The sequence below is a fragment of the Amycolatopsis mongoliensis genome, assembly GCF_030285665.1.
Classification (GTDB): domain Bacteria; phylum Actinomycetota; class Actinomycetes; order Mycobacteriales; family Pseudonocardiaceae; genus Amycolatopsis; species Amycolatopsis mongoliensis.
Window position 1 is genome coordinate 7,134,746 of record NZ_CP127295.1, and the last position, 13,041, is coordinate 7,147,786.

The 13,041-nt window shown below is 73.6% G+C and carries 14 protein-coding genes; 7 read left to right on the forward strand and 7 right to left on the reverse strand.

Annotation, left to right across the window (positions count from 1 at the left end):
- Positions 1 to 29 precede the first annotated feature (29 nt).
- Complete coding sequence (locus QRX60_RS34300) at positions 30 to 1,250, reverse strand: GAF domain-containing protein (protein WP_285995581.1); 1,221 nt, start codon at positions 1,248 to 1,250, stop codon at positions 30 to 32.
- Between the two features lie 142 nt (positions 1,251 to 1,392).
- The gene (locus tag QRX60_RS34305; protein ID WP_285995582.1) at positions 1,393 to 2,136 is read right to left on the reverse strand and encodes a sigma-70 family RNA polymerase sigma factor; all 744 of its coding nucleotides are present in this window, start codon (positions 2,134 to 2,136) and stop codon (positions 1,393 to 1,395) included.
- An 83-nt stretch (positions 2,137 to 2,219) separates the two neighbouring features.
- Between QRX60_RS34305 and QRX60_RS34310 the strand changes: the two genes are divergently transcribed.
- Together QRX60_RS34310 and QRX60_RS34315 are read left to right on the forward strand one after the other, a co-directional pair.
- A complete protein-coding gene (locus QRX60_RS34310) occupies positions 2,220 to 2,900 on the forward strand; it encodes a TetR/AcrR family transcriptional regulator (protein WP_285995583.1) in 681 nt (226 codons plus the stop codon).
- Between the two features lie 79 nt (positions 2,901 to 2,979).
- Positions 2,980 to 3,978, forward strand: coding sequence for a TerC/Alx family metal homeostasis membrane protein (locus tag QRX60_RS34315; protein WP_285995584.1), 999 nt, complete (start codon positions 2,980 to 2,982; stop codon positions 3,976 to 3,978).
- Here QRX60_RS34315 and QRX60_RS34320 read toward each other — a convergent pair.
- Positions 3,958 to 4,374, reverse strand: coding sequence for a VOC family protein (locus QRX60_RS34320; protein ID WP_285995585.1), 417 nt, complete (start codon positions 4,372 to 4,374; stop codon positions 3,958 to 3,960). The two genes, QRX60_RS34315 and QRX60_RS34320, sit on opposite strands and share 21 nt — an antisense overlap.
- 22 nt (positions 4,375 to 4,396) lie before the next feature.
- On the opposite strand from QRX60_RS34320, the gene QRX60_RS34325 reads away from it, so the two are divergent.
- The 3 genes from QRX60_RS34325 to QRX60_RS34335 are packed head-to-tail and all read left to right on the forward strand — an operon-like array spanning position 4,397 to position 6,227.
- A complete protein-coding gene (locus QRX60_RS34325; protein WP_285995586.1) occupies positions 4,397 to 5,065 on the forward strand; it encodes a GntR family transcriptional regulator in 669 nt (222 codons plus the stop codon).
- Positions 5,062 to 5,376 (forward strand): aromatic-ring hydroxylase C-terminal domain-containing protein, encoded by a 315-nt coding sequence (locus tag QRX60_RS34330; RefSeq protein ID WP_285995587.1) that lies wholly within the window; start codon positions 5,062 to 5,064, stop codon positions 5,374 to 5,376. Before QRX60_RS34325 ends, QRX60_RS34330 begins: the two co-directional genes overlap by 4 nt.
- Positions 5,377 to 5,408: 32 nt before the next feature.
- On the forward strand, positions 5,409 to 6,227 hold the full coding sequence (locus QRX60_RS34335; RefSeq protein ID WP_285995588.1) for a DUF427 domain-containing protein: 819 nt from the start codon (positions 5,409 to 5,411) through the stop codon (positions 6,225 to 6,227).
- Positions 6,228 to 6,284: 57 nt separating this feature from the next.
- Here the strand turns inward: QRX60_RS34335 and QRX60_RS34340 are convergent, their stop codons facing one another.
- Genes QRX60_RS34340 through QRX60_RS34350 form a run of 3 tightly spaced genes read right to left on the reverse strand, consistent with a single transcriptional unit; the run spans position 6,285 to position 9,259 of the window.
- Positions 6,285 to 7,049, reverse strand: coding sequence for an NAD-dependent epimerase/dehydratase family protein (locus tag QRX60_RS34340; protein WP_285995589.1), 765 nt, complete (start codon positions 7,047 to 7,049; stop codon positions 6,285 to 6,287).
- A 3-nt stretch (positions 7,050 to 7,052) separates the two neighbouring features.
- Positions 7,053 to 8,669: a CocE/NonD family hydrolase gene (locus tag QRX60_RS34345; RefSeq protein ID WP_285995590.1), complete on the reverse strand. Its 1,617-nt coding sequence runs from the start codon at positions 8,667 to 8,669 to the stop codon at positions 7,053 to 7,055.
- Entirely contained in the window at positions 8,666 to 9,259 is a 594-nt protein-coding gene (locus tag QRX60_RS34350; RefSeq protein ID WP_285995591.1) for a TetR/AcrR family transcriptional regulator, read from the reverse strand. Before QRX60_RS34350 ends, QRX60_RS34345 begins: the two co-directional genes overlap by 4 nt.
- A gap of 92 nt (positions 9,260 to 9,351) precedes the next feature.
- On the opposite strand from QRX60_RS34350, the gene QRX60_RS34355 reads away from it, so the two are divergent.
- The gene (locus QRX60_RS34355) at positions 9,352 to 10,356 is read left to right on the forward strand and encodes a zinc-dependent alcohol dehydrogenase (RefSeq protein ID WP_285995592.1); all 1,005 of its coding nucleotides are present in this window, start codon (positions 9,352 to 9,354) and stop codon (positions 10,354 to 10,356) included.
- On the opposite strand, the gene QRX60_RS34360 is transcribed toward QRX60_RS34355, so the two are convergent.
- Positions 10,353 to 11,900, reverse strand: a complete 1,548-nt coding sequence (locus QRX60_RS34360) for an adenylate/guanylate cyclase domain-containing protein (protein WP_285995593.1) — start codon at positions 11,898 to 11,900, stop codon at positions 10,353 to 10,355. The genes QRX60_RS34355 and QRX60_RS34360 overlap by 4 nt on opposite strands.
- A 234-nt stretch (positions 11,901 to 12,134) precedes the next feature.
- Between QRX60_RS34360 and QRX60_RS34365 the strand changes: the two genes are divergently transcribed.
- Complete coding sequence (locus QRX60_RS34365; protein WP_285995594.1) at positions 12,135 to 13,040, forward strand: AurF N-oxygenase family protein; 906 nt, start codon at positions 12,135 to 12,137, stop codon at positions 13,038 to 13,040.
- Position 13,041 lies beyond the last annotated feature (1 nt).

The window sequence follows — 13,041 nt, forward strand, 5'->3', positions numbered from 1 at the left end:
CTCGGGCACCGTCGTCGTCGGCGGCGCGTTCAGGGAAGCCAACCCCGGCGGACCGGGTCCGCGTAAGGGTTGCCCTGAGGTTGCATCAGTACGACCTCGACGCCAGGGGCGATCCGGTACGGGCGCGCGAGCAGCAGGCCGCCGATCAGCTTGCGCAGCCGGGACAGCTCGGCGCGGACGGTCACCACGTGCGTGCGGTCGCCGTAGAGCGTCTCCGACAGCTGCGCGGCGGACACCCCGGCCGGGCCCGCGGTCGCGATCAGCCGCAGCAGGTCCGTCTGCCGCCGGCCGAGCGGGTGCGTCCACCGCGCCGAGCCTTCGACGATCGCGCGCGGCGGGTCGAGTTCGAGGGTGAGCCGCAAGGTTTCGCGGCGGCTCGGCCGCAGCAGCCACCCGCCGGGCACCGGCTCCGGCTCGCACGCCCCGATGCCGCGGACCGCCACCGGAACGCCGTGGCGGGGCGCGGCGACGCGGTCGATCCCGAAGACCCCGCTCTGCGCGGCGACCCAGCCGTGGTCGTCGACGACGAGCCCGGGCCCGCCTCCGAGGACGTGCCCGGACAGCTGCCGGAGACCTTCGAGCCGGGCCTCGTGCCGGTGGCGCAGGACTGCCTCGGCCAGCCGCACCGACGTCCCGACCAGGGCAACGGTCATCGGGTGGACCGTCTCGGCCGGGCCGCTGACGTCGACGATGCCGAGCAGCTCGCCGGTCCGCGGGTCGTGCACGGGGTAGGCGGTGCAGGCCCACGAGTGGTGGGAGCGCACGAAGTGCTCGGCGGCGAACATCTGCACCGGCGCGGCCTCGGCCAGCGCCGTCCCGATCGCGTTGCTGCCGATCGCGGGTTCGGACCAGGTGGCGCCTTCGGTGAAGCCGAGCGAGTCGGCGCGGTGCCGGACGCCGCGGGCACCCTCGCGCCAGAGGACGACGCCGTCGGCGTCGGCGACGACCATCAGGTGGTGCGCGTCTTCGGCGACCGACGTCAGCGCGCCGCGGAGTTCGGGGAGGACTTCGCCGAGCCGGCAGCCGGTCCGCCGCCGTTCGACCTCGGCGGCCCCGACGGGATCGGGCGCGGGCGGCCGGTCGGGGTCGACGCCCTGCGCGGCGACCCGCCGCCACGAGCGTTCGACCAGCCGGCGCGGCGCGGTCCGGGGCGCCCGCCCGGCCAGCACGGCGTCGTGGATGCCCGCGAGCAGCCGGGCGTGCCCGGCGACGTCGGTGCCGGGCCGGACCGCGCAGACTTCGTCGTCCACCGCCACCTCCTGGGCCGGGCTTCACGGTAACCCGGGGGAGCGGGGTCGGGCCAACCTTCGCGCAACCCCGACCCGGATGACGTGAATGACTCATTCCTGTCACCAGGTGACAGGAATGAGTCATTCACTACGCTCGGCGGGGTCAGCCGGTGAGGCGGGCGGCCGAACCCGGCAGTTCGCGGTTCGCCTCGTCCAGGCCCGACGCCACCGTCCGGCACGAGCCGCAGCCCGCGACGTGGTCGGCGACCGCGCTCGCCCGGCGCGGGGACAGTGCGCCCCGGACCCACGCGCCCATGCGCCGGCGCGGTTCGCGGCAGACCGGCTCCTCGGCGTCGGGGACCTGGACCTGCAGGTACGCCTGGCGCAGCCCCTCCCGCGCCCGCATCGCCAGCGCCGACACGCTGTTCGGCGTCAGGCCCAGCAGCGGGGCCGCTTCCGTCGGCGTGTCGCCTTCGGCCTCGGTCCGCCAGAGCACCGTCCGCCACCGGCCGGGCAGCGTGCAGTACGCCGACCACACGAGCTTCTCGTTCGACCGGTGCAGGGCCAGCTCGTCGGCGCCGCTCGAGGGCGTCTCGGGAACCGTTTCGCACAGCTCGACCCGGCTGCGCTGCCGGCTCCACCGCGACACCAGGTTCCGCAGCGTCACGACGAGGTACGGCCGCAGGTCGTCGACCGGGCCGCCACCCGCGTACACGACCGCGAGCACGCGCGCGAACGTTTCGGCCACCAGGTCGTCGCGCTCCGCGGGCTGCTTCGCCCACGCGGCCGCGGTCCGGCGCAGCGGCTCGGCGTGCCGGCGGAACAGGGCGCCGCCGGCGTCGAGGTCGCCGGCCCGGAGGGCGGCGAGCAGCACGGCGTCCGGCGGCTCCTCGTCGGCGTTCCTCATCGACACTCTCCGTGACACGCTGGCACCCAAAGTAAGAGGTACGGCATCGTACGCCATAGCGGCCCGCCGGTACACTCCGGGCGATGACATCGACGGACACGCCGCGCCCGCTCGACGGCCGGGCCGCGCGGTGGGCCGGCCAGCGCGAGCGGCGTCGCCGCGAGTTCGTCGAGGCGGGCCTGCGCGCGATCACGCGGTACGGGCCCGAGGTGTCCACCGAGCAGATCGCCGACGAAGCCGGCGTCGCCCGCACGCGCCTCTACCGGCACTTCGACGGCGCGGCCGACCTGCAGCACGCGATCGCCGGCCGGATCGCGGAGCTGATCACCGCGGAGTTCGCGCCGCTGTGGAACCCCGGCGGCACACCGATGGAGCTGATCCGCTCGGCGATCGGCGCGCACACCCGCTGGCTGGCCGAGCACGGCTCGCTCTACCGCTACCTGACCCGGCACGCGATGGACGGCGCCTCGGACGTCTTCGCCGACGGCAAGTCCGCGATCGCGCGGCAGCTGACCGTGGTGTTCGAGCACTACCTCGGACTGTTCGGAGTGGACACCCGCGTCTGCGAAGCGGTCGCCTTCGGGCTGGTCGGCCTGGTGGAGTCGAGCACCTCGCGCTGGCTGGAGAACCCGCGTGGCGTCGACCGCGCCGAGCTCGCCGCGCTGCTGGCGCGCTGGGTCTGGCGGATCGTCGACGACACCCTGCGCGCCGGCGGCCTCGAGCTCGACCCGCACACCGAACTGGCGGCGGCGAACCTCAACTGAGGCGTCCACTGTGGACTCCGGATGCGCGATCGCGGGACGGCCCTTACGCTCGCGGCAACCACGGGAGCGGGGGGAGCGGATGGGCGTCGGCACCTGGCTGGTCACCGTCGGCGTCGTGCTGGCGCTGCTCGCGGTCGACCTCGTGCTCGCCGCGCTCCGGCCGCACCGGGTCGGGTTCGGCGAAGCCGTCGCGTGGTCGGCGGGCTACATCCTCGTCGCGGTGGCGTTCGGCGGCTGGCTGGTGCTGGCCCACGGCGGTGAGCTCGGCACCGAGTACTTCGCCGGCTACATCGTCGAGAAGAGCCTCTCGGTCGACAACCTCTTCGTGTTCGTGATCATCATGACCACGTTCGCCGTCCCGGAAGAGCACCAGCACAAGGTGCTCACGTTCGGGATCATCATCGCGCTCGTGATGCGGGCGATCTTCATCGTCCTCGGCGCGACGCTCCTCGCGCTGTTCTCGTTCATGTTCCTGCTCTTCGGGCTGCTGCTGATCTACACCGGCGTCCAGCTGTTCCGGCACCGCGACGCCGACCCCGACATCGAGCACAACGTGGTGGTCCGGGTGGCCCGGCGGGTGCTGCCGGTCTCCGACGCCTACGACGGCGGCCGGCTCTTCACCCGCGCCGGCGGGCGCAGGATGGTGACGCCGCTGGTGGTCGTCCTGGTCGCGATCGGCGGCGTCGACCTCCTGTTCGCCCTCGACTCGATCCCGGCGGTCTTCGGCGTCACCGAAGAGCCGTACGTCGTGTTCGCCGCGAACGCGTTCGCGCTGCTCGGCCTGCGCGCGCTGTACTTCCTGGTGAAGGGCCTGCTCGACCGGCTCGTGTACCTCTCGGCCGGGCTCGCGGTGATCCTCGCGTTCATCGGGGTGAAGCTGATCCTGCACTGGGCGCACGTCGACATCGACACCCGCGTCCCGGAGATCGCCACGCCGGTGAGCCTCGCGGTGATCATCGGCGTCCTGGTCGTCGTGACGGTTGCCAGCCTGGTCAAGACCCGGCGCGACCCGGCCGCGAAAGCGCACCCGGGATCGCTGCGGGGTTCGTCGGAGGCATCAGACCGCGAAGACCTGTGAGTCGTCGGCGAAGGCCTTGAACTCCAGCGCGTTCCCGGCGGGGTCGAGCAGGAACATCGTCCACTGCTCGCCGGCCTGGCTTTCGAAGCGGACGTAGGGCTCGATCACGAACTGCGTCCCGGCCACCCGCAGCCGCTCGGCGAGCGCCTTGAACTGCTCGACCTCGAGGATCAGGCCGAAGTGCGGCACCGGCACGTCGTGCCCGTCGACGGGGTTGTGGACGCGCTGTGGCCGCTCCGGCGCCAGGTGCGTCACGAACTGGTGGCCGTGCAGGTTCCAGTCGACCCACGTGTCGGCGCTGCGGCCCTGGGCGAGGCCGAGGACCTCGCCGTAGAAGCGGCGGGCGGCGGCCAGGTCGTCGACCGGCATGGCGAGGTGGAAGCGGGGGATCGTCATGGCCGAATGTTAACATTGCGACATGAGTGCTCAAGTGGCTCCCGCCCGCCGGCGCGGGCTCGCCGACGAGGTCGCCGACCGCATCCGGGACGCGATCTTCGACGGGGTCTACGCGCCGGGAAGCCCGCTGCGCGAGGTCGAGCTGGCGGAGGCGCTGGGCGTCAGCCGCGGGCCGGTGCGGGAGGCGCTGCTCAAACTGGACCGCGAAGGGCTCGTGCGCAGCGAGTGGCACCGGGGCACCACGGTGACCTCACTGTCCGAAGTGGACGTCGCCGAGCTGGACAGCCTGCGGGCCGCGCTGGAGCAGCTCGCCGTCGGGCTGGTGGTCGACCGCGCACCCGGCCTGGAGGAGGTCGACGCCGCCGTGACGCGCATGGAGCGGGCGGCCGACGAGCACGAGATGGTCCGCTGCGACCTCGAATTCCACGACGCGATCTACCGCGCCGCCGGGCACCGGCGCCTGGGCGAGGCCTGGCAGGCGATCCGGTCGCAGGTCCACCTGTTCCTGCTGACCCGCATCGGCGTCGAGACCGACGGCTACCTGGCGGGCATCCCCGCCGAGCACCGGCAGCTCGCCGACGCGCTGCGGGCCCGCGACCGGGAAGCGGCGCTGGAGCTGTTCGCCACGCACCGCAAACACGCGTTCGACATCCTCGCCGGGCGGCCCGCGCCGGGACTCTCGGGCGGGTGAGGCCGGGACGGCACGACCGTCCGGGCGGCCACCCGCTGATCGGCCACCGGGCGCCGGACGTGGCCCTGGACGACGTTGGCGACCCGCTTCCGCGACGGCGGCGCGGTGCTTTGGCCACGGAGGCGGTCCCGGCGGCGGAGTGGGGGAGCAGGGTCCGGGTGGTGACGGCGCGGCCGCCGGCGTTCCCGGACCAGCGGCTGGTGGGGCTGGTGCGCCCGGACGGCTACCTGGCGTGGGCATCCGTCGGCGACCCGGACGAGCGGGGCCTGCGCGAAGCCATGACGACCTGGCTCGGCCCGCCCGGGTGGTGACGGCGGCCCGCGCCGGCGCGGATCGTGGCCCCATGGCGACACGCATGGGAGCGCGGTTCACCGGGAACCTGGCCGAACTGCGGTACGAACCGGTGGCCAAGCGGGTCCGGGCGGTCGCGAGTGGACGGACCTTCGCCGACTCGCGGCGGGCGGTGCTGGTCTGGGAGCCGAAGCGCGTGGTGCCGTCGTACGCCTTCCCCGTTGCCGGCCTGCGCGCGACCCTCAGGCCCGCGGACGACGCTCCGGCGTCCGAACACGCGGTCCGGCTGGCCGAGGGCGGCCCGCCCGTGCTCGACCCGCGGACCGCGTTCGCCGTGCACACCTGCCCGGGCGAGCCGCTGACCCTGGCCGGGGACGGCGTGACCCTGCCGGGAGCCGGCTTCCGGCCCGCCGACCCCGACTTGGCCGAGCACCTCGTCCTCGACTTCGCCGCCTTCGACGAGTGGCTCGAGGAGGCCGAACCGATCGTCGGCCACCCGCGGGACCCGTTCTCGCGCATCGACGTCCGGCGCAGCGACAGCCGGGTGCGGATCGAGGTGGACGGGGTCGTCGTGGCCGACTCGGCCGCGCCCCGACTGCTGTTCGAAACCGGCATCACCACCCGCTACTACCTGCCGCGCGAAGACGTCCGGATGGACCTGCTCACGCCGTCGGACACGCGCACCACCTGCGCCTACAAAGGACACGCGACCTACTGGTCGGTGGGCGCGCACCGCGATCTCGCCTGGACCTACGACGAGCCGCTGTCCGACGCGCGGGACGTCGCCGGGTACATCGCCTTCCTGACCGAACGCGCCGACGTCGTCCTGGACGGCGAGCGGCTGCCCCGGCCGGTCACCCCCTGGTCATAGCACCAGGTCCGTCGTCACGTCCACGATGCCTCCCGGCGGCCGGGAACATCGCGCCGGTCAGAGCGGTCGGCCGAGTTCCGCGGTGGTGAACAGGGTCCCGCCCAGGTGGGCCGAAACCGAGCTGTCGGGCGGCAAAGTGGCCGCGAACCGCTCGGAGTCGTCGACCGGGTGGTATCCCAGCTCTTCCCCCTCCGCAAGCGAACACCGGCCCCGGGTGTTGGCCGACACGCCCCAGATGATCCGGAATCCGGGCGCCACGGCGGTCAGGCACGCCTCGAACAGCCGGCCGGCGTCGCCGGGGGACAGCCACAACCCCAGCGCGTGCCGGTCGACCGGACGGGCGAAGCACGACCCGATCCGCACGCAGATCACGTCCAGCCCGAACCGCGAGTGGTGGAGACTGCCCAGGGCTTCGACGACCGCTTTGCTCATCCCGTAGAAGGTGTCCGGACACGGCGGGCAGTCCGCGGGTACCGGGTGCCCGGCCGGCCGGTACCCGACGGCGTGCACGCTCGACGCCAGGACCACCCGGGACACCCCGGCGACGAGAGCCGCGTCCAGCACCGTGCGCGTCCCGCCGACGTTGACGTCCATGAGCCGGTCCCAGGTGTCCTCGCCCGCGATCCCGGCGAGGTGGATCACCGCGTCCACCCCGGCACACGCCTCGGCCATCGTGGCCGCGTCGGTCACCGAGCCGGTGACCCATTCGCCCGGGAGCTCTTCGGTGGGTGCCAGGTCCAGCAGCCGCAACTCCCGGCGCAGGCCGGGGACCACGATGCGGCCCACCCGGCCCGCCGCGCCCGTCACCAGCACCCGCCCCACGGTTCAGGAGCGTACCGGGAGCACGACCGCCGACGCGTGGGCCGGATCGTGGTGGACTTCCTGGTCCGCGGCACGCAGGGTGACCGCGGTGGCGTGGGGCTCGCCGGTGCCGGGATTGCGGGCGTAGCGCGGGAACGCGCCGCTGGACACCTGGACCCGGATGCGGTGCCCGCGCCGGAACCGGTGCGCCGTCGGCCACATCCGCACCGTGACCGCGGCCGGCTCGTCGGCACCGGTGAGGCTGGTGAGACCGTCGCAGACGTTGACCGAACGGCCGCCGGGATCGACGTCGCAGAGCCGGACGAAGACGTCGGCGAAGGGCAGGCTGCTGCGGAACCAGATCTCCGCGCGCACGTCGCCGATCACCTCGACGTCCTCATCGAGCACGGCCGTGGTGTAGGTGAGGACGTCGGCGCGGGCTTCCAGGGCCGCGTTGTCGACCCGCCCGGCGTCCGGAGCCATGCGCACCCCGCCGGCCGCGGGCGTCGGGTCGGCCGGGTCGTAGCGGTAGGTGTCCGGCTCCGATCCGCCGGGCGCGCCCACCTCCAGCCCGCCGCCGGGCTGGAGGTGGAACCGTTGTGGCGCATAGCCTCCCGGTGGCCAGGAGCCGAAGTCGCGCCAGGCTTCCTCGCCCATGACGAACAACCGGACGGGCGCGCGCTCCGGCGGCTCCTCGCCGCGGGCGTGCGCGAGCCCGAACTCGAGGGCTTCCCGGAGCGTGAGGCCCGCGCCGGCGAGCAGATCGGGCCGGCCGGCGTGCGTCCACGGCCCGACCGTCAGCCGCGGATGCCGTCCCGCGTCCTGCAGCGTCCGGAAGTCGCGCAGCTGGCCGGGCAGGAAGATGTCGTACCAGCCGCCGATCGAGCTCACCGGCACGGTGACGTCCGCGACGCGCGACCGGTGGTCGGCGGCCGCCCACCGCGGGTCGTTTTCGGGGTGCGCCAGGATGTCCTGGATGTAGTCCGAGCGGTGGCCGATGGCGGCGACGTCGGCCCGGGCGAGCGGAAGCGTGGTCAGCGCCCGGGCCAGCTTCTTCGCCTGGCCGCGTTGCCGGAGCAGGGCGAAGCGGCGCTCCTGGACGGCGACCTGGACGCCCCAGCCGAACGGCGTCTCGAGGGAGAAGCCGTCCTCCCGCAGGAATTCCAGCGTCAGGCCGGACTCGGTGACGTGCGGGATCATCGCCTTGACCTGGGGTGGCAGGCGATCGGCGACCGCCCACTGGACGTAGCCGAGGTAGCTGGCGCCCACGAGCACCATCGCGTCGCCGAACCAGGGCTGCCGCACGACCCAGTCGAGCGTCGCGAGGCCGTCTTCGCGCTCCTGGCACAGCGGGTCGAAGACACCGCCGGAGCCGAAGCCGCCGCGGGTGCTCTGGATCAGCACCTGGTAGCCGCGTTCCGCCAGCGGCCGGGCGAAGAGCGCGCCGAAGGCACCCTTCCGGCCGTAGGGACTGCGCACCAGCGCGGTGGGCAGGCCGCCCCCGCCCGCGCGCGGCGCCCACCGGTCGGCGAGCAACTCGGCGCCGTCGGGCATCGGGACGCGCAGGTCGCGCTGGACGACCAGCTTCCGCGTCGCCGGGGCGGGCAGCTCCAGGAGGCGTTCGAAGAGACGGCTGATCACCGGCCGGCCTCCTTCGTGACCATCGAGGTGACGACCGAGCGGATCCGCATCAGCCGGTCGGTGAACTCGCCCGCGTCGAGGGGCTCCGGTCCGTCGACGACCCAGGCGTTGACGACCGCCCCGGCCCCGCCGGTCAGGAACGTGGCCAGGTCTTCGATTCCCCGCGGGTCGAGGACGTCGCCGAACGCGCGGCCCAGGTGCCGCCGGTTGAGCGGGAGGAACAAGCCGGTCAGCGCCTCGGTGAACGCGTACGCGGACGCCCCGGTCAGCAGGGCGCGGTAGAAGCGCCGGTACTCGGCGAAGTGCCGGGCCAGCGCCAGGAGCGAGGCTCGGTCGTCGCCGGGGGGCTCGGTGAGCAGTTCGCGCCGGACCAGATCCTGCGCCGCCTCGAGCAGGAGTGCATCGCGGTCACCGAACTGCTGGTAGAGCACCTGGCGGCTGACGTCCGCCGCCTCGGCGATCTCGGAAACCGCGACAGCGGTGGAGTCCCGTTCGGAGACGAGCTCGACGGCGGCCCGCATCAGCGCGGCGCGCGACCGGCGCACCCGCCGGTCCTTGACGGGGGCTTCGGTCGTCCAGTCGGCCCGCATCCCGTCGATGATGGACAGGTGTCAATAAAATGGCAAGTGTTCGGTAACGGCTCGCCGAGTGCCCGGACCACCGGGGATGCGAGCATGCAGCCATGTCTTCGACCATGCGGGCGTTCGTGCTCACCGGGCCGCGCCAAGGGGCCGTCCACGAGGTGCCGGTCCCGGTCGCGGTCCCCGGCGAAGTCGTCGTCGACGTCGAGCGGGCCGGGGTCTGCGGCACCGACGTCGAGTTCTTCACCGGCGGGATGGCCTACCTGCACCAGGGGCACTCCGCCTACCCGATGCGGCTCGGACACGAGTGGGCGGGCACGGTTTCCGCGGTGGGGGAGGGCGTCGACCCCGGCTGGCTCGGACGGCGGGTCATGGGCGACACCATGCTGGGCGACCGGACCTGCCGCCGGTGCCGGCGGGGCCACCAGCACACCTGCGAAAACCGGCAGGAGGTCGGGATCCGCGGCGGCCGCCACGGCGCGCTGGCCGAACGGCTCGCCGTCCCGGCGTGGTCGCTGCACGCGCTGCCCGGCGAGGTCGACGCCGTGCTCGGCGCGCTCGTCGAACCGGGCGGCAACGCCTTGCGCGCGGCGCGTGCCGCCGGGGCCGGGCCGGGCGACCGGGCCCTCGTGCTCGGCCCGGGCACGATCGGGCTGCTGACGGCGATGTTCCTGCGGGCCGCGGGCGCCGAGGTGCACCTCATGGGCGTGGACGACGGTGCCTTCGCGCGCGGCCTCGGCTTCGAGCACGTCTGGACCCGCGCCACGCTCCCGGACCTGCCCTTCGACGCGGTCGTGGACGCCACCGGCGCCGCGGACCTGCCCGCGCTGGCCGTCGACCTCGTCGAACCGGCCGGCCGGGTCGTCTACATCGGACTGTCCGGCCACCCCAGCGCGCTCGACACCCGCGCGCTGGTGCTGAAGGACGTCACGGCCGTCGGCGTCCTCTCCGCGTCACCGGGGCTGGTCGACACGATCGCGGCCTACGCGGGCGGAGACGTCGACCCGCGGCCGCTCGTCGGCGCGACCGTCGGGCTCGCCGAGGCCGGTGCCGTGCTCGCGGGGGAGTACCCGGGCCCGAAGGTCCACATCGACCCGCGGCGCTAGCGGGGTGCCGCCAGGGTCGTCGGGCGGCTGCGGCCGCGCAGGGTGACGTCCTCGGTCGCCCGCCAGCGCGCCGCTTCCTCCGCCGCGGCCGCCTCGACCGCCGTCCACGACGCCAGCAGGCGGTCGGGTGCGTTCTTCGCCAGCTCGGTCAGCCGGGCGGCCTCGTTGACCGGGTCGCCGATCACCGTGTACTCGAACCGGCGCGGGTCGCCGACGTTGCCCGCGACCGCGTCGCCGGTCGCCACGCCGATGCCGGCGGGCCCGTCCGGGACCTCGAGGGCCAGGCGGCGGGCGATCGCGCGGCCGGCGGCCAGCGCGGACGTCGCGTGGTCGCCGAGCGCCGCCGGTGCCCCGAAGACCGCCAGCGCGGCGTCGCCGACGAACTTGTTGACCAGCCCGTGGTGGCGGTCGACCTCGTCGACCACCACCGCGAAGAACCGGTTGAGCAGGCCGACGACCTCCTCGGGCGGGCGGCTGGCGGCCAGTGCCGTCGACCCGACCAGGTCGACGAACAGCACCGACACCGTGCGGACCGTGCCGCCGAGCTCCGCGGTCGTGCGCATGGCCTCGACGGCGACCTCGTGGCCGACGTGCCTGCCGAACAGGTCGCGCATCCGCTCCCGTTCGGCCAGCCCGGCCGCCATGTCGTTGAACCCCGCCTGCAGCAGGCCCAGCTCGGTGCCGTCGTAGACCGGGATCTCGACGGCGAAGTCGCCGGCCCGCACCCGGCCCAGCGCGTCCCGCACCGAGGAGATCGGGTTCACCACCGCGCGGGCGGTGAACACCGTGACCAGCAGGCCGAAGCAGAGCACGACCAGCCCGAGCGCGATCACCGACACGGCGAGCTTCGTCGTCGAGACGTCGCCGCGCACCCAGGCCAGCACCGCCGTGACGACGAGCCCGGCCACCGGCACCCCGGTGCCCAGGCACCAGAACAGCAGCATCCGCAGGTTGACGCCGCCGCTGAGCGGCCGCGGCGGCGCGGTGCCGTCGAGGGCCCGCGCCGCGTACGGCCTCAGCGCGAACTCGCCGAAGAGGTAGGCGATCGCGCACACCACGACGCTCGCGAACGCGACGACGAGGAACACCGTCAGCGCGACGGCGGGTTGCTCCAGCACGGCCAGTGCGGCGAACACCACCGTCGCCACGCCCCACAGGACGGCCTGCATGAGGGTGAGGCGCAAGGGGACACGCAGGCTGGCGACGCGCTCGGCGTCGGTCGGACGGCGGCCTTCGGCGGCCCAGCGCAGGGTCCGCAGCGCCCCGCGGGTGCCCCAGAGCGTGCCGACGACGACCGCCGCCACGACGTAGACCGGCACGGCGACCGCGGTGACCCGCACGAGGTCGCCGGACATGCCCGGGGCCGGCATGAGCAGGGCCGCGAGCCCGACGACCACCAGCGCGCCGATCACGTTCGTGGCGATCAGGGTGGCGGTCAGCAGGCGCTGGACGCGCCGGCGCAATACGGTGACGTCCTGGTCGAGGGGCCCGAGCAGCCCGGAGCCGAACGGCCCGGTCCGGGGGGAGTCGCTTCGTGGGTGCACCGGTTCCTGCCGTTCGACGCGATCGAGTGAACGAATGTACACCGAAGTGTCGGAACCCGGCGAGCCGGTTCACACCGACGAGTGGTGCACGCCATCACGACGATGTTCCAGTGCCTGCCCGGCGTCCCGCCCAGCGAGTTCCGCGGCCGCTGAGCCGACGGGTGTGCACTCGACGGAGTATGTGTTACGGTTGGTAACAGTGAACTCGGGTAACACCTGACGAGGAGGTCGGCGATGACCAGCACCAGCGAACGCGAAGTGGCGACGGACCGCGAGACGACCGCGCGCCGGCTGCTGGACTCGTCGGAGCAGCTGTCCTACGACCCCGTCAAGGAGGTCGACTGGGAGACGCCGCTGGACACGGACTACCACGGCGCGAGTCCCGAGTGGAGCACGCTCTACGGCACGTCCTACTGGGCGGACATGACACCGGAGCAGCAGCGCGAGCTGACCCGCCAGGAGGCGGCGTCGGTGGCCAGCACCGGCATCTGGTTCGAGATGATCCTGCAGCAGATGATCCTGCGGGACTTCTACGCGAAGGACCCGACCGACCCGGCGTTCCAGTGGGCGCTGACCGAGATCGCCGACGAGTGCCGGCACTCGATCATGTTCGCCCGCGGTGCGGCGAAGCTGCGCGCCCCCGCGTACCGGCCGCGCCGGTTCGTCGTCGAGGCCGGGCGGATCTTCAAGGCGACCGCGACCGGCGAAGCGGCCTACGCGGCGATCCTCGTGGCCGAAGAGGTCCTCGACGTGATGCAGCGCGACTGGATGCGCGACGAGCGCGTGGTCCCGTTCGTGCGCACCATCAACAACATCCACGTCGTCGAAGAGTCGCGCCACATGAAGTTCGCGCGCGAGGAGACCCGCCAGCGGCTCGAAGGCGCCGGTTGGGTGCGGCGGCAGGTCAACGCGCTGGTCGTCGCGATCGCGTCCTACGTCATCGTCGGCAGCATGTGGAACGCCAAGGTCTACGAGAACGCCGGGCTCGACGGCAAGCGCGCGCGGCGCGAGGCGAAGGCCAACGAGCACCACAAGTCGATGCTGCGGTCGAGCTGCTCCGGCCTGATGGAGTTCCTGCACTCCGCCGGTTTGCTCACCAAGCCGTCGCTGTGGTTCTACAAGCGGGCGAACCTGATCTGAC